17 protein-coding genes are annotated in these 17,036 nt (G+C 35.9%); 14 read left to right on the top strand and 3 right to left on the bottom strand.

Features of this window, described 5'->3' with window-relative positions; all coding sequences use genetic code 11:
* The first annotated feature begins 2 nt into the window (after window positions 1-2).
* The 8 genes from EUBELI_RS05385 to EUBELI_RS05350 all read left to right on the top strand — a co-directional run bounded on the left by EUBELI_RS05385 (window position 3) and on the right by EUBELI_RS05350 (window position 6,782).
* Window positions 3-1,307 (top strand): pyrimidine-nucleoside phosphorylase, encoded by a 1,305-nt coding sequence (locus tag EUBELI_RS05385; RefSeq protein WP_012739347.1) that lies wholly within the window; start codon window positions 3-5, stop codon window positions 1,305-1,307.
* Window positions 1,308-1,392: 85 nt separating this feature from the next.
* Complete coding sequence (kduI, locus tag EUBELI_RS05380; protein WP_012739346.1) at window positions 1,393-2,235, top strand: 5-dehydro-4-deoxy-D-glucuronate isomerase; 843 nt, start codon at window positions 1,393-1,395, stop codon at window positions 2,233-2,235.
* A gap of 82 nt (window positions 2,236-2,317) precedes the next feature.
* Entirely contained in the window at window positions 2,318-3,115 is a 798-nt protein-coding gene (locus tag EUBELI_RS05375) for a gluconate 5-dehydrogenase (RefSeq protein ID WP_012739345.1), read from the top strand.
* A 347-nt stretch (window positions 3,116-3,462) separates the two neighbouring features.
* Window positions 3,463-3,966 carry a hypothetical protein gene (locus EUBELI_RS05370; RefSeq protein WP_041688103.1) on the top strand — a complete coding sequence of 168 codons (504 nt, stop codon included), beginning with the start codon at window positions 3,463-3,465 and terminating at the stop codon, window positions 3,964-3,966.
* Window positions 3,967-4,017: 51 nt separating this feature from the next.
* Window positions 4,018-4,305, top strand: a complete 288-nt coding sequence (locus EUBELI_RS05365) for a hypothetical protein (protein WP_012739343.1) — start codon at window positions 4,018-4,020, stop codon at window positions 4,303-4,305.
* A gap of 481 nt (window positions 4,306-4,786) precedes the next feature.
* Window positions 4,787-5,845, top strand: a complete 1,059-nt coding sequence (locus EUBELI_RS05360) for a Fic family protein (RefSeq protein ID WP_012739342.1) — start codon at window positions 4,787-4,789, stop codon at window positions 5,843-5,845.
* Window positions 5,846-6,001: 156 nt separating this feature from the next.
* Window positions 6,002-6,250: a hypothetical protein gene (locus EUBELI_RS05355; RefSeq protein WP_041688101.1), complete on the top strand. Its 249-nt coding sequence runs from the start codon at window positions 6,002-6,004 to the stop codon at window positions 6,248-6,250.
* 103 nt (window positions 6,251-6,353) lie between these two features.
* Window positions 6,354-6,782 (top strand): hypothetical protein, encoded by a 429-nt coding sequence (locus EUBELI_RS05350; protein ID WP_012739340.1) that lies wholly within the window; start codon window positions 6,354-6,356, stop codon window positions 6,780-6,782.
* A gap of 51 nt (window positions 6,783-6,833) precedes the next feature.
* Here the strand turns inward: EUBELI_RS05350 and EUBELI_RS05345 are convergent, their stop codons facing one another.
* Window positions 6,834-7,451 (bottom strand): peptidylprolyl isomerase, encoded by a 618-nt coding sequence (locus tag EUBELI_RS05345; RefSeq protein WP_012739339.1) that lies wholly within the window; start codon window positions 7,449-7,451, stop codon window positions 6,834-6,836.
* Between the two features lie 174 nt (window positions 7,452-7,625).
* Here EUBELI_RS05345 and EUBELI_RS05340 point away from each other — a divergent pair, with 174 nt between their 5' ends.
* Together EUBELI_RS05340 and EUBELI_RS05335 are read left to right on the top strand one after the other, a co-directional pair.
* Window positions 7,626-8,543 (top strand): ABC transporter ATP-binding protein, encoded by a 918-nt coding sequence (locus EUBELI_RS05340; RefSeq protein ID WP_012739338.1) that lies wholly within the window; start codon window positions 7,626-7,628, stop codon window positions 8,541-8,543.
* Complete coding sequence (locus tag EUBELI_RS05335; RefSeq protein WP_012739337.1) at window positions 8,543-9,790, top strand: ABC transporter permease; 1,248 nt, start codon at window positions 8,543-8,545, stop codon at window positions 9,788-9,790. Before EUBELI_RS05340 ends, EUBELI_RS05335 begins: the two co-directional genes overlap by 1 nt.
* Before the next feature lie 49 nt (window positions 9,791-9,839).
* On the opposite strand, the gene EUBELI_RS05330 is transcribed toward EUBELI_RS05335, so the two are convergent.
* A complete protein-coding gene (locus EUBELI_RS05330; protein WP_041688099.1) occupies window positions 9,840-10,709 on the bottom strand; it encodes a polysaccharide deacetylase family protein in 870 nt (289 codons plus the stop codon).
* Between the two features lie 109 nt (window positions 10,710-10,818).
* Entirely contained in the window at window positions 10,819-12,066 is a 1,248-nt protein-coding gene (locus tag EUBELI_RS13590; protein WP_012739335.1) for a D-alanyl-D-alanine carboxypeptidase family protein, read from the bottom strand.
* A 126-nt stretch (window positions 12,067-12,192) separates the two neighbouring features.
* On the opposite strand from EUBELI_RS13590, the gene EUBELI_RS05320 reads away from it, so the two are divergent.
* From EUBELI_RS05320 to EUBELI_RS05305, 4 genes are read left to right on the top strand one after another with little or no spacing between them, the layout of a single operon-like run.
* Complete coding sequence (locus EUBELI_RS05320) at window positions 12,193-12,894, top strand: ABC transporter ATP-binding protein (RefSeq protein ID WP_012739334.1); 702 nt, start codon at window positions 12,193-12,195, stop codon at window positions 12,892-12,894.
* Window positions 12,895-12,915: 21 nt separating this feature from the next.
* On the top strand, window positions 12,916-15,621 hold the full coding sequence (locus EUBELI_RS05315) for an ABC transporter permease (RefSeq protein ID WP_012739333.1): 2,706 nt from the start codon (window positions 12,916-12,918) through the stop codon (window positions 15,619-15,621).
* Between the two features lie 51 nt (window positions 15,622-15,672).
* Window positions 15,673-16,527, top strand: a complete 855-nt coding sequence (locus EUBELI_RS05310) for a stage III sporulation protein AA (RefSeq protein WP_022098655.1) — start codon at window positions 15,673-15,675, stop codon at window positions 16,525-16,527.
* Entirely contained in the window at window positions 16,512-17,030 is a 519-nt protein-coding gene (locus tag EUBELI_RS05305; RefSeq protein ID WP_012739331.1) for a stage III sporulation protein AB, read from the top strand. Before EUBELI_RS05310 ends, EUBELI_RS05305 begins: the two co-directional genes overlap by 16 nt.
* Window positions 17,031-17,036: the final 6 nt, after the last annotated feature.

Below are 17,036 nucleotides of genomic sequence, written 5' to 3'. Positions count from 1 at the left end.
TTATGAGAATGGTTGATATTATAGAGAAGAAAAGAGATGGTGGAAAGCTTACTAAAGAAGAGATAGAGTTCTTTGTTAATGGCTATGTCAGGGGGGATATACCTGATTATCAGGCTTCTGCCCTTCTTATGGCAATATATTTCAGACATATGGATTATGATGAGACTCTTAACCTGACGCTTGCAATGGAAAACAGCGGAGACAAGCTGGATTTGTCGGATATTAATGGAATTAAAGTAGACAAGCACAGTACAGGTGGCGTTGGAGATAAGACTTCGCTTGTTCTTGCACCTATGGTTGCAGCACTTGGCGGCAAAGTTGCAAAGATGAGTGGAAGAGGACTTGGACATACAGGAGGCACGATTGATAAACTGGAAAGTATTCCGGGATTTAACACTTCTCTGTCTGAGGAAGCATTTGTTAAGCAGGTTAATGATATAGGAATTGCAATAACAGGGCAGACAGGTAATCTTGCACCTGCAGATAAGAAGATATATGCACTAAGGGATGTTACGGCAACGGTCGAGAATATTTCGCTTATTGCAAGCAGTATTATGAGTAAGAAACTGGCTTCTGGTGCTGATGCGATTGTTCTTGATGTCAAGACCGGAAGCGGCGCATTTATGAAAAATGAGACTGATGCCGTAAGTCTTGCTAAGGAGATGGTTCGTATTGGAAAAGGCGCTGGAAGAAATGTAACAGCACTTATTACTGATATGGACCAGCCGTTAGGATATGCAGTTGGAAATGCACTTGAAGTTATCGAGGCTATCAATACTTTAAAAGGTGAAGGACCAGAGGATTTAACTAAGCTTGTCCTTAATCTTGGAACATATATGGTGCTTGCTGCAAGAGATGACCTTGATAAAGAAACTGTAAGAAAAGAATTGGAGAGAGTAATAAGTGACGGAAGTGCGTTGGACAAGATGGCAGAGTTCGTTAAAGCCCAGGGTGGAGATCCTGACGCAGTATATAACACAGATAAGTTAAAGATATCTGATACAATAACAGAGGTGTGTGCAGATAGCGATGGATACATCCAGTCAATCCAGTCTGAGCTGATAGGAAAATCTTCAATGATTCTTGGAGGCGGAAGGGCAGCCAAGGACGATGTGATTGATTTATCAGTTGGAGTTGTGCTTTCTAAGAAAATAGGCGACAAAGTCAGCAAAGGTGATGTGATTGCAAGAATTTACTGTGATAATGCAGAAAAGACTAAAGAAGCAGAAACAATGATTAAGGATGCGTATACATTTTCGCGAGAATTTGTCGAAAAAAATGTACTTATAAAGGGAATAGTTGGTTAATAGTTGTAAATAATTGGTTTTTGTGGTATTATAAACACCAAACGGGGCTTTGCCCTAGGTTTGTGAATTGAAAAGGAGAGTTACGATGGAAGTAAGACAGGGTGCTAACGCAAGAGATGTAAAGGGTTATGATACAGAAAGACTGAGAAATGATTTTCTTATCCAGAATCTTTTCCCAGCTGATGATTTCAAGCTTGTTTACAGCCAGATTGATCGTATTATCGTAGGCGGATGTATGCCGGTTAATAAGGAACTTACACTTGAGGCAGGTTCTGAACTTAAGGCTGCATATTTCCTTGAGAGACGTGAGATGGGTATCTTTAATGTAGGTGGCAACGGTTCAGTTATCGTTGATGGTACTGAATATAAGTTTAAATATAGAGATGGTCTTTATATTGGTATGGGTTCTAAGGAGATTAAGTTCAAGAGCGAGGATTCTTCTAAGCCAGCTAAGTTCTACTTTAACTCAACACCAGCACATAAGACATATCCTACAGTATTTATTGATCCAGAAAAGGATATCAAGGATGAGTTCAAGCTTCAGCTTGGTTCTGTAGAAGGATGCAATAAGCGTCTTAACAGAAAGTATATTTTACCAGGTCAGGTTGAGACATGCCAGTTAGAGATGGGTATCACAACTCTTGAGCCAGGAAGTGTATGGAATACAATGCCATGTCATACACATGACAGACGAATGGAAGTTTATTTCTACTTCGAGATTCCAGAAGAAGATATCGTTGTTCACTACATGGGTGAGCCAACAGAAACTCGTCATATCATCATGAGAAGTGAAGAAGCAGTTATTTCACCAAGCTGGTCAATTCATTCAGCATCAGCTACACATGCATATGCATTTATCTGGGGAATGGCTGGAGAAAACCAGGATTTCGATGATATGGACTGGGTAGACATGAAGGATTTAAAGTAATCCGTCAGTACATATTTTACTAAGGAATGTAACCTGTAGAGGGTTTCATTTATAAATTATTATTAGGAAAAGGAGAATTAAAATGTCAGTTAATTTTTCACTTGAAGGTAAGATTGCATTTGTAACTGGTGCATCATATGGTATCGGCTTCGCTATCGCTAGTGGTATGGCTAAGGCTGGTGCAAAAATCGTTTTCAACGATATTAAGCAGGAATTAGTAGATAAGGGATTAGCAGCTTATAAGGAAGCTGGTATCGACGCTCACGGATATGTTTGCGACGTTACTAACGAAGAAGCTGTTAACGCTACTGTAGAGAAAATCACAAAGGAAGTTGGACCAATCGATATCCTCGTAAACAACGCTGGTATCATTAAGAGAATTCCTATGTGCGAGATGACAGCTGCTGAGTTCAGACAGGTTATCGACGTAGATCTTAACGCACCATTCATCGTATCAAAGGCAGTAATTCCTTCAATGATCGAAAGAGGACATGGTAAGATCATCAACATCTGCTCAATGATGTCAGAATTAGGCCGTGAGACAGTATCAGCTTACGCTGCTGCTAAGGGTGGTCTTAAGATGCTTACAAGAAATATTTGTTCTGAGTATGGTAAGTACAATATCCAGTGTAATGGTATTGGACCTGGTTACATCGAGACACCTCAGACAGCTCCATTAAGAGAGAGACAGCCAGATGGATCAAGACATCCATTCGACTCATTCATCGTTGCAAAGACACCAGCAGAGAGATGGTTAAAGCCAGAAGAATTAGCTGGTCCAGCTGTATTCCTTGCTTCAGAAGCATCAGATGCAGTTAATGGACACATCCTCTATGTAGATGGTGGTATCCTTGCATACATCGGCAAGCAGCCACAGTAATCGCGGAGTACAAGCGCAGTGCGCGAATGATAGAAGAACCAGAGTGCAAGTTTACTTGTAACTCTGGTTCTTTTGTTATTCGCATAGAGCGCGACAGCGCGTGTGTCCTGACCTGCGGTCAGGACACGGCACTGCGCGAAAGTAGTGGGACGCACCTGTCCCGTCCGCCAATCCCCAGCTGCAAGAGCGAAGCGAGTTGCAGCGTCCGTTTTTTACAAAAATTCTAATATATCTTTCTCTTAAAATGAAAAAAATCGGCTCTTATATACTACATATATAAGATATATGTATATCTTGACAGATATACATATAAATAAACTAACCATAATACGAGGAGGAAAATTAGAATGCACGGCTTGATGAAAAGGGGAGTTATAATAATATCATTATTAATTATTAGTTGTTTATCTTTTATGGGATGTGGTAAAAAGTATGTATCTGAAACAAAAAATATGGCACTACCTATGACAGAACTTAGACTTGGAGAGGCTAATAGTAAAGTAGAGGAAATATTAGGTAAACCAGACGAGGATTTATCTAGTGAATATGGAAATCATCTGTATTATATATATAATAATTTTAAGTGGAAAGGTAAGAAAGGAACCTTAACAGTTACATCATATAAAAAAAATATCCGTAATCAAACTGTAAATACTGTATGTTGGAAATATACCGGTAATGACAGAAAAAAGTTATTTAAAACTCTTACAGATCAAGCTGGTGAAGTTTATGAAGCAATTTCTGTAGATTCAGATATGGCAGAATATAAGACTGATTATGGAAAATGTTGGATTACATGTATAGATGGTGATGGTTATTTAGAGGTTTCTTGTTATGCAAAAAAAGATTGATCCCCAATAATTAGTATAATAGAAAGAAAAATTTCATAAAGGAGAATAACAATGATTTCAAATAATCAGAAAGCCCTAAAGATAGAATCAGCTATGAGAATGATTGAAGAGTCGGAAACATCATATGCCAATTATCTGTCGAATGATTTTACGGATACAATGTTAGAATTCTTAAATAAATTTAGTACATATAATGGTAAAATTAAAGAACAAATAAATGAAATCAAACAACAGTATGGATTAGAAGAAAGCAAATTATCTCTTGAGAACTTAGCTGATAAGTCAGTTAATAAGCTAGTAGAAATGCTGCAACAGTTAAACAAATTGATAAATGAATAATAGAATCAAGTGCAAGGATGACTAAATGTTGTTCTTGCATTTTTACATGTTAAGGAAATTTATTAATGAGGTAAATAGAAGTAACCTCCCGCTATAGAACAGGTATTTAGGTTGTTTTGATATGGGTGCAAAATATTTATTTATGGAGTAATCTTATGGGAAAAGATTGCATGGAAATGAAAGTAGGGCTTACTTTTGTATGCATGAATCTAACAAAATATATAAAAACAAAATCATATATTGTTTCATAAACTCCAGACCAGTTATCAATCGTAGTAAATTGCATGAACAGAATAACGAAGATAATAAATAATTTCTCAGACAATTCCCTAATTTATTTTCTATACAAGGTTTAGGATAAATTAAATTTAAGTGGTAAATATATAAGATAGTAAAATGTTACTCCCATTTCTCTTGTTTTTCTCCCAAAATATATTATAATTGGGAGAAAGAAGTAACATTTGGGAGAAAGGAGTACCTGATGCGAGAATTTGATTATTCAAAACTTAAGGAAAGAACCTGGGATAATGAAATAATGGCATATGTTGCACAGATTCACGAATTTAAGGGTAAACAGGACCTATTTTTAAGGCAGAAACCGGTTGAATTAAATAGATTAGTTGAGATTGCTAAAATTCAGAGTACCGAAAGCTCAAATCAGATAGAAGGTATTATTACCACTAATTCAAGATTAAAGCAGTTAGTTGAAAATAAGACGACTCCACGAAACAGAGATGAACAGGAAATCCTTGGTTATAGGAATGCATTAAATATAATTCATGAAAGTTATGAAGCAATTCCAGTAAGAAGCAGTTATATTCTGCAGTTACATGGTGAGTTATTAAAATATACGGCTTTTTCCTATGGTGGAAAATTTAAAACTACACCTAATGAAATTGATATGGTTATTGAAAATGGAGAAAAGATTGTATTATTCAAGCCACTTGAACCCTATGAAACTCCAAGTGCTGTAGAGCGTCTTTGTGAGGAATATAATAAGGCTTTTGGAGAAGGAATAGTTGACCCTCTTATTTTAATTCCAAATTTCATATTAGATTTCTTATGCATTCACCCATTTAACGATGGAAACGGCAGAATGAGCCGTCTGCTCACATTACTGTTATTGTATCGCACCGGCTATATAGTTGGACAGTATATCAGTATTGAAAAAGCTATTGCAGATACAAAAGAAACTTATTATGAAGTATTGCAGCAAGCTGACATGGGATGGCACTCAGGAGAAAATGATCCAAAGCCATTCATAAAATATCTGCTTGGCATTATCTTATCATGCTATAGGGAATTTGAATCCAGAGTATCACTTGCAGCAAAAACAGGAAAGAAGAGCAATGCTTACGATATTGTAAAGTCATTCACAGAAAATACGCTTGGAAAGTTTTCAAAACAGGATGCATTACTTTCATGTCCCAGCCTTGGCAGCTCCTCTGTCGAATCTGCACTTAAAAAACTTGTAGAAGAAGGAGCTATTATTAAAACCGGAGCCGGACGCAAAACTATGTATATGAGAAACATCAATTAATACATTTATTATAAATCAGGATCTATTTATTCAGCATGTATTAGCACGGATTTTTCCGTGCCTCAGATTGTAGATAAAGTGAAACTATAATATAGTATAAACAGGTTGGATATTTTACAGAACGAATACTTAGAAAAGAAAGGACATCTGATTTACATGTCAATATTTAAGAAGAACACAACCAAGAAAGAGATAGAAACATCACTCAATGAAATCCAGATTAATCTTGAGAATAATTACAAGGATTTAGCAATTAAGGCTTTCAAAGACTCATCAGAGCTTGTTGAACGGTATCATAATGAGTCTTTGATTGATGAGAAAGCGTATGGTAAATATAAAGGACAGCTTGATGTATTTGCAAAGAGAATGGAAGGCTACAGTCACAGACTGAATGTGAAATATTAAAAAGTATTGAAAAAAATAATAATATATTGTCAAGATATAGATACGTATGTTATATTAAATATGTAGATACAACCATAACCTGACTTGTGAATGGAGGGGTACTATGAAAAAAGTATTTTTAATTGGGTTTACATTGATGTGTTTTGCTTCTATGGCAGGTTGTAAGACAAAGCCGCCAAAGGTTGCACATCCATATGTGCAGGAGTATGTGGCTGGCAGAGAGCATGGCAATGTAAAAGTACAGGATTTTCTTGATCATGGAGAAGAATTTGCAATTGGGGCAGATGAAAATGGAAAAGCGGTATTTAAAGACCCGCAGAAAGCATTTGAGGCGTTAGTAAGGGATTATTCAGATGGTATTAATCTGATTAGGGATGAGTACAAGCTTGGACCAATCACTCCAAGAAACTTTTATGATTACATGACGTATGGGTATCAGGTTAATACTGGCACAGAAGAAAGCAAGAATCAGGCTGCTTTTGTGACTCAGGTTTTAGATATATATGAGAATAGTTATGATTTTGATAAATAGAATATGTTTTAATATAATAACCGCACCGTCGTAAGACGGTGCGGTTATTCGTTAATCCACAACCCTTATAGTACTAATCACAGGCTGTTTACTCTTATCTGTAATCACACCATTCTGATTAGTATCAGTGCAGTCTTTACATATCTTATCGACAATGTCCATGCCGCTCGTGACAGTTCCGAAAGCTGCGTATTGTCCGTCAAGGCTTGGAGTGTCCTTTTGCATAATGAAAAACTGAGAACTTGCAGAATTATTAGCAGAAGAGCGTGCCATAGATATAGTGCCTCTTATATGGCTTATATTATTTTGGACGCCATTTGACTTGAATTCACCCTTGATTTTCTCAGAAGAGCCACCAGTTCCGTCACCATTAGGGTCTCCACCCTGAATCATAAATCCATCAATTACGCGATGAAAAGTCAGACCGTTATAAAATCCTGAATTGGCAAGATTAATAAAATTAGTAACAGTAATTGGGGCAGTATCTGCATCAAGTTCTACCTCAATCGTTCCATAATTGTTTACTTCAATGGCAACATGGTGCTTGCCGGATAACTGAGTGTTTCCATCGGAAGTTGATGAATTACCAGAATTCTGTCTGCCACATGCAGTCAGGCTGAATAAAATACATAATAGGATTATGCTTAATAATAAATGTTTTTTCTTCATTTTAAAATATTCCTTTCTAGAATTAGTGAATCAAGTATAACATTATCAGCCGGTATGTTAAACATCTAATATGCATATAAACAATTAAAATGTATATAAATTTGACTATCAAAATTTCTATACATGTGATACAATTATCAAAGATTTCACAATATATGAGGGGAGATTAATTTAATGAAACTTGAAGTGAAAAATCTTACCAAGTCATTTGGTGAGAAAGAAGTCCTTCACGGCATTTCATTTGATGTGGAAGGCGGCAAGGCATTAGGTCTTCTTGGACGTAATGGTGCAGGAAAGACTACAACTATAAGAATTATTATGGATGTATTTCATGCCAATTCAGGAGAAATATTTCTTGATGGTAAAAAATTTAATCCAAAGGAGCATCTGATAGGATATCTGCCGGAAGAGAGAGGATTATATCCTAAGAAAAAAGTATCAGAACAGCTTGTGTATCTTGGCAGGTTAAGAGGCTTATCTAAGGCTGAAGCTAAGAAGAATACTGATAAATGGCTTAAAAGACTGCAGGTATCACAGTATACAGATGTGAAGTTAGAGACACTCAGCAAAGGTAATCAGCAGAAGGTCCAGCTTGCATCAACACTTGTCTGTGAGCCTGAGATTGTTATATTAGATGAGCCATTCAGTGGACTTGACCCGGTTAATTCCAAGATATTACAGGATGTTGTAACAGAATTGATAGAAGAAGGAAGAATAGTTATATTCTCAAGCCATCAGATGAGCTATGTGGAGGAGTTCTGTGAGGATATAGCAATAATTAATAACGGTGAGATTGCATTATCAGGTGATATTGCAGATATTAAGGCTGAATATGGAAAGAATCAGCTTATAATATCGGCTGTTGGAATGGGAGCAGAAGAACTGGCAGAAAAGTTAAAGACCAGCTGCGAAGATACATTATCTGTAACAGGAATACATAAAGATGGTGTTATAGTAAAGAATATTCAAGAGCTTTCTGGAAATGCACTTATTAAAGAAATTATGAATGCTGATATAGAGATAGCATCATTTGACAGCTACAGACCATCGCTTAATGATATATTTGTAAAAGCTGTAGGGGGTGACAGATAATGAAGAAGTTCGGAGTAATATTCCAGTATGAGATTATGAATTATATCAAGAATAAAAGCTTTATGATTTCTACAATTGTTATAGCTGTTCTTGCTGCAGTGATACTGTTTCTTCCAAGTGTATTTGATATGTCAGGAATTCTTGGAATAAATAAAGATGATACTGATGATACCGCTGATAATACGGAGATTACTGATGTTATCATAATCTGTGATGAAAAAGACATATTTGCGGGAACAGGAATTGTAGAAGGTGTATTAAATGATGTGAAGATTGAAAATGTTTCGTCAAGAGATGCACTTGTAGATAAGATTGAAAATGATGAAAATGTCATTGCTGGTTTTGTTGTAAAGAATGCAACAGATTTTGAATATGTCGTTAATAATAGTGATATGTTTGATGATATGACGCAGAGATTTACATATGCAATGCAGCTGCTAAGCCAGTATAACTATTGTAAGGAGAATAATCTGGATATGGCAGAGATTGAAAATGCTTTTAATCCGGTTATCAATTCCGAGACAACTGTACTTGGAAAAGACATGATGAGTAATTACTGGTATTGTTATGCACTTATAATTATTGTGTTCATGGTTATCATTCTGTATGGAGTAATGGTAGCAACTTCTGTAACACAGGAGAAATCAAACAGAACAATGGAACTTCTTGTAACCAGTGCTGATACTAACAGCCTTTTCTTTGGAAAGGTACTGGCAGGTACATCTGCAGCACTTTTACAGGTTGGAATTATATTTGCAGTAATACTTGGAAGCTATAAGATTAACAGAGACTCATGGGGTGGATTATTTGATAAAATATTTAATATTCCTTCAGATGTGCTTATAACATTTGCGTTCTTTGGATTTGGAGGGCTGCTGTTCTATGTATTTATATATGGTGCAATGGGAGCACTTGTGTCTAAGACAGAGGATATTAACAAAAGTGCCGGAAGTGTACAGTTTGTTATTATGATTGTATATTTTATAGGATTATCCCAGCTTAATAATGTAGATGGAATTCTTATGAAGGTTCTTTCATTCCTGCCGATAAGCTCATACAGTGCGATGTTTGCAAGAGTAGCACTTGGAAATGTGAGTTTTGCTGAGATAGCTGTATCGTTTGTTATTCTTATTGTAAGCACAATAGCAGTTGGTATATTAGGCTCTAAGATATACAGAATGGGAACGTTAAGATATGGCAATCCAATTACATTAAGAAATGCATTTAAGAATCTTAAGCATGAATAAAAAGAGGGCGGCAAACCTGTAATGGTAAGCCGCCTTTAATAATGCGTTATTATAATTTAACTGTTTCGCCGCCTTTTACTTCAACAATAGTACTATTATTTACTGCAAGCCATACTGACTTAACAGAAGGGTTATGAACATATTCGTTATCAGCAAAGAACTCAAGTCTGTCAAACAATTCGTTGTATTCAACAATATCAGAATTGGTTGCATACCAGATATCATCACGGTTAGCAATCATTTCACAGAATTCCTCAATGATTTCCCAATTATTGTTTCTTTCAAATTCAAAGCTGTGTCCCCAGACATACATCATGTAAAGATACTGTTTTTTAGTAAGTGCCATGAACTTCTTGCCAAAATCAATAAGATTATGATTGTGATGACAGGTTGGAACCCAGCGCATATAGTCTTCAGGCATAGAAAAACCATTCTCATCCCCTATAAGTATAGGACCATCGGCATTAGCAGCATAGGCTTCTGCAGCTTTAGTGGCAGCGTATTTATCATTGGTAACTCTTGCATATTTAATGCCGACAGATTTGGCAATATCAACTATACGGCTGTCGTAAGAACCGTTAGGATAGGCAAGACCGTATATCGGACGGTTAAATATTTTTTCAAGATTAACCTTATCTTCAAGAATTTCTTTAAGAGCAGCATAATCATTTAGTCTTATCATAGTAGGATGTGTAAATGTATGAACAGCAATATCATGTCCTTTATAAAGCTCAGGCCATTCCTCCTGAGGAATTCTTATCGCAGGATCAATAATGCCTGTGTCCAGATTAAATGTTGCTTTAAGATTATATTTGTTAAAAAGCTTTACAAGCCGTCTGTCCTCAAGCTTTCCGTCATCATAACTGAAAGTAAGAACCTTGAATTTGCCACCCGGAAATACTTTGTATACTTTATTCATTATTATTGTCTCCATATATTATTAGCCAGTTAAAACCGACTTTTTAATTATATAACACAATTATAACCGTGTCATGTGTTTTCGTAAAATAATCCCCAAATTTGCGCTGCTATCGAAATATTGTATCAAATATATCCAGTGTATGGGATTTTTTGGGAATACTCTGCTTTGCTTTCAGATTAATACTGCGGGCAGGCTCATTATTTACATATATATTAATTGTTCCATATATCTGTGCTGAATTGACAGGAGCAGTAAGTGTTTCTGGAATATCTATCTGGATATTTACGGAATCGTCATCGCAGGCAAGAAACTCAACAGCACTGTCAGGAATAAGTTCACAGAAGCTATATTTTCCTTTAGATACAGGAATGTAAAATGTGTACTCGCAATTAAAATATTTCTGCTTGTTGTATTTCTTACCAAGTGCAATAAGATAGTTGGCGTCACTCCATTTGTAATTCTTATTTGGTGGCCAGCCACATGCAAGCAGGGCGATGCACAGTGTCCGGTTTTTGTCTTTGTATGCACATACATAGCAGTATCCGGCTTTGTTAGTGAAACCTGTTTTTCCAGAGATAATTCCTTCATTAGGATTTAAAAGCCTGTTTTTGTTATTTAGCTGGTAATGGTATCTGCCTGTTGTGTCTGAAATTGTTTTAGAAACAGTCTGTGTTATATATAAAAAATCCTCATTATTAATACAATATGCCATGGTTTTTGCAAGGTCATATGCTGTTGTATGATGAAAACTATAGTTATCCTCGGCATCAAGACCATTAGGTGTTATGTAATATGTGTCTGATAAGAGAATATCATCCGCTTTTTCATTCATAAGGCCGGTAAATATATGTACAAGTATTTCACTTTGTTCATGGTTAATCTCAGAAAGAAATGAGGAATCGTAATTATAATTATTGATAAACGGAGTTTCAGACCTTAAAGAAGGATTTTTACATAGTAAGTAATAAGCAGCATTTTCAGCAATTATTACAGCGGAATCATTATGTGATTCAAGCATAAGTGAGTAGTATAGGTCGTTAATTATGAATTGCTCACCAGTTACGGCGTTAAGCTGTACATCAGGCATGGAAGCTGCGTAGGCGGAAGTTGTTACGACAAAATTCTTGTCACAGTTTTCCAAAGCAATAATAAGAGTCATAATTTTAGTTGTGCTTGCCATGCTTACAGCCGTTGTTTCATTGCTGCCAGAAAGTATCCTGCCTGAATCAGAATCAATAAGAACAGAGTATTTTGAATATAGTCCTGCTGCCTGAGTTGTTACAGGACAGAATATGCAACAAACCAACAACGATAATACGAGTATAATAATTGAAAAATTCTTAAATGATTTCATAGAAATTTAATAAAATGTCTTTCTATGATTATATTAAAATGATTTGAATTTATGAGTGCTATAAGGTATTATTATATATAGATTAATATGTGATTTAATACTGTCTGGAATAAAAAAGGAGAAACTATGGCATATATAGAATTTAAAAATGTAAAGAAAATATACAAAATGGGTGATGTAAAGATAAGAGCATTGAATGGAGTGGATTTTAAGATTGATAAAGGCGAATTTGCTGTTGTATTAGGACCTAGTGGTGCAGGAAAGAGTACTATTCTTAACATCCTTGGAGGAATGGATACATGTACTACCGGGGAAATAACTGTTGATGGTAAAAGAATTGACAAGTATAGTTCGAGACAGCTTACAGCATACAGAAGATATGATATCGGATTCGTATTCCAGTTCTATAATCTTGTACAGAATCTTACTGTCAAAGAAAATGTTGAACTGGCAACGCAGATATGTAAAGAGCCTCTTGATATTGTTAAGACAATAGAAGCTGTGGGATTATCTGACAGAATAGGAAATTTTCCGTCACAGTTATCAGGTGGTGAACAGCAGAGAGTTGCCATTGCAAGAGCACTTGCAAAGAATCCTAAGATGCTTTTATGCGATGAACCTACAGGAGCGCTTGATATTAATACAGGAAAAACCATTCTTAAGCTTTTAAGTGATATGTGTAAGAAGAATGGAATTACTGTTGTTGTTATAACACATAATCAGGCAATTTCAGCAATGGGAGATAAAGTTATTAAGATAAAGAATGGTATCGTTGACAGTGTTGTTATTAATGACAATCCTGTTTCAGTAGACGAGATAGACTGGTAATACTATGGAGGCTTGTACAATATGGGAAAATCAGTGTGGAAAGATCTCTTTCGTGAGATTAAGAGAACATTTGGAAGATTTATAGCTATATTTGCAATTGTTGCTATTGGAGTAGCATTTTTTGCAGGAGTAACAGCATCTTCTAATGATATGAAGAATTCAACGGATAACTATTATGATGATTATAATATGAGTGATTTAAGACTTTTATCATCAATAGGTTTTAATGAAGATGATATTAAAGCTATAAGAGCAGTTGATGGTGTTAAGGGAGTGTATCCTGCATATTCACAGGATGCAGTTATCAGGAAAGACAGCATAGAGACCGCTGTACATATAATGTCAGTACCTGATAATACAGACAGGAATAATGAGAATTACATTAACCAGTTACGAATCAAGGAAGGACGGCTTCCTGAAAATAGCGGTGAATGTGTTGTAAGATATGAAGATACCAAGGATAATTTTTCTATAGGAGATACAATCAAGCTTTCATCCGGAACACAGGATGATATTAATGACAGTCTTAAAGATTCAGAGTATACGGTTGTAGGAACAGTATATACACCATATTATGTTTCTTATGACCTTGGAACTACTAATGTTGGAAGCGGCAGGATTAATTATCTTATGTATATTACGGAAGATGAATTCATGTCCGATTATTTCAATGAAGTATTTGCGACAGTTGATGGAGCAAAGGAATTGGATACATATGGAACTGAATATAAAGATCTCGTTAAAGAAACGGCTGACAGAATAGATAATATTTCACAGAGCAGAATTAATGTAAGAAAAGATGACATACAGGATGTATATGAAGATTCAGTAAATGAGGCAAAAGAGGCTGCCAAAGCGGCTATATACGACCATGTTGTAGAATCACTTACAGAACAGTACAGTAATTATTTTGTAGGAATGGATGTTTCAGCTATTATTGAGCCATATATCCAGCCGGCATATGAGAAAGCACTTGCTGATTATGATTTTAGCAGCATTGAGACGCAGGCTAAGGAAGATTTTGAATCTAAATATGGTGACAGCGATGACTGGAAATGGTATGAGCTTACAAGACAGGAACAGTATTCTTTTAAAGATTATGAATCCAGTGCAGACAGGATGAAAGCCATTGCCACGGTATTTCCAATATTCTTTATAGTTGTATCTGCCCTTGTCTGTCTTACAACAATGACAAGAATGGTAGCAGAAGAAAGGGGACTTATAGGAACATATAAAGCACTAGGATACAGCAAAAAGGTGATTGCATTCAAATATATAGCATATGCATTAATTGCTTCGGTTACTGGAGGAATAGCAGGCTGTATCATAGGTCTTAAACTGTTTCCGCTTGTAATATATAATTCTTGGAATATAATATACCAGCTTCCGCCAATAGTGTACGACAGCCACATATTTCTTTCAATTATAGCCATTACAACCATGGTTTTAGTAACAGTTATAGCAGCTCTTTTTTCATGCTACAGTGAGTTAGAAGAGGTTCCATCAGAGCTTATGCGTCCGAAAGCACCTAAGAGCGGTAAGAAAATCCTTCTTGAGCATATTACATTTATATGGAAACACATGTCATTCACAATGAAGGTTACTATGCGTAATCTGTTCCTGTATAAGAAGAGATTTCTTATGACTGTTGTAGGGATTGCAGGCTGTACGGCACTTATGACAGCAGGCTTTGGTATTAAGAACAGTATAGAATGTCTTATTCATAACCAGTACGGTGAACTTATACATTATGACAGTGTTGCCACATTTACAGATGGGATTACACAGGAGGATATGGATACACTTGAAAGTGACATGTCAGCGGACGTACACATTGATGATTTTCTACTAAACTGTGGTTATTCTGATGATGTTAAGAGCAGTGAAGATACACAGACAGCAGAATATGTCATAGTTGATGATAAGAATGCATTTAAAGATTATGTGACATTAAGAACTAGAAGAAAACATAATGATGTGGCTCTTGGGGATTCAGGCGTTGTTATCACTGAAAAGCTATCTAAAGATTTAGGGGTAAAGAAAGGTGATAAGATTACAGTAACATCATCCGCTGGAAAGCAGACAGAGGCTGTTGTATCAGGTATTACAGAAATGTATGTTAATCATTATGTATATATAAGTACAGAATATTATAATGAACTTTTTGGAAATGTTCCTGATAACAACAGGGTGCTTATAAAGATTAACGGAGATGTAAGCGAAACTGAAAGTTATATGGGCGATGAATATCTTACAAGAGATTATATTAAGGGTGTGAGTTTCCTTAATGCTAATGTTACACGATTTGAAAATATGATACAGTCACTTGACCTGGTAACATGGGTACTTATAATATCAGCGGGGCTGCTTGCATTCGTTGTGTTATATAATCTTACAAATGTTAATATATCAGAGAGAAGAAGAGAAATTGCAACTATTAAGGTACTTGGTTTCTTTGACCCGGAGGTAGGCATGTATGTGTACCGTGAGAATATATTCCTTACATTAATCGGTGGTGTGTTCGGACTATTATTAGGAAGACTTCTTCACATATACATAATGCTTACTGTTGAGATGGATGCAATAATGTTTGGATATGCTATTAAACCGACAACATATATATATTCATATCTTATCACACTGATTTTCTCAGTTGTAGTTAATCTGGCCATGTATGGAAAGTTAAAGAAGCTTCCTATGGTCGAATCTTTAAAGTCAGTAGAATAAAACGGACAGCCCTTTCATATATTGTGAAAAACAATAGTGAAGGGGCTTTTTTTGTATGACGAATCACTCTATAAAATTCTTCCGGATGAATTAATTAAAGATATTGGAATATATGCAGGATTTCAGCATGTCAGGGAAATCCGTCTGCGTACAGGAAGACTGCCTGCTGCCATATGTGATAATGGTGAACATAGAGGTGCGGTTCCTGTAGATGAACATATGATAACAAGGATACTGTCAATAGCAACTAATTATTCATCTTATGCATATGAATCCTGCATGGCAAATGGATTTCTGACAATCAAAGGCGGACACAGAATAGGACTTGGCGGACAGGTTATATGGGAGAATGGTAAGGTAAAGAATTTCTTACATGTGACATTCATGTGTATAAGAATTGCTAAACAGATGAAGGGCTGCGCTGATAATATAATGGATGAGCTTTTAAAAGACGGGTTAAAGCATACTATTATAATATCACCGCCGGGCTTTGGAAAAACAACACTGCTTAGAGACATTATAAGACAGTTATCTGATATATATAGAAAAAATGTGGTTTTAATTGACGAACGATGTGAAATAGCGGCATGTGTAAACGGAGTTCCATGTAATGATATTGGTTGCAGGACAGATGTTTTAGATGGTTGTAATAAACTTACGGGAGTATATATGGCTGTTCGCTCGCTTAGTCCTCAGGTTGTAGCAATGGATGAGATTGGTGGGGAAGATGATATTAAAGCTGTAAAATACTGCATTAAAAGTGGCTGCGCTGTAATAGGAACTGCACATGGAAGCGGTATATATGATACAGATGAAAGACTTGCAGGTCTTTTCGGAAAAAATGGATTTAAGAGAGCTGTAATATTGGAAAAATGTGGGGAGGCAGGAAAATGTCTGGATATATAGGCGGGATATTAATACTTTCAGGCTGTTTTATGTATGGTCTTTCATACAGCCAGAGATTAAAGAACAGGATAATAATATTAAAAGACATGGTAAGAATGCTTTCCGTTATGAATAATCATATTGGATATTCACTTATAGATATGACGCAGATATTTGAACGCCTTGGAGATTTTGACATGTGTTCATATGTCAGGAATTTCACCGGATACATATATGAAGCATTGAATAAATCGGACATTGACACATTTGCATTGATATGGAATGAGGCTGCTGATAAAGCATTTGCAGGAATACTTGGCAAAAGACAGCTGGAGATTATAAAAGAGGCAGGCTCTATAAGCACATTTATTGACAAGGACAGTCAGTTAAAACACATACAATCTGTTGTGTGTGAACTTAATGAGGAACTTGATGTGGTTAAGACTAATGCAGCAGGAAAGATGAAGGCTTATATCGTTACAGGAATATCAGCAGGACTTATACTTGTGATTGTACTTATATGAATCGGA

This window comes from [Eubacterium] eligens ATCC 27750, from assembly GCF_000146185.1.
Lineage (GTDB): Bacteria > Bacillota > Clostridia > Lachnospirales > Lachnospiraceae > Lachnospira > Lachnospira eligens.
The sequence above is the reverse complement of the archived record's forward strand: the minus strand, read 5'-3'. Positions and strand labels throughout refer to the sequence as shown.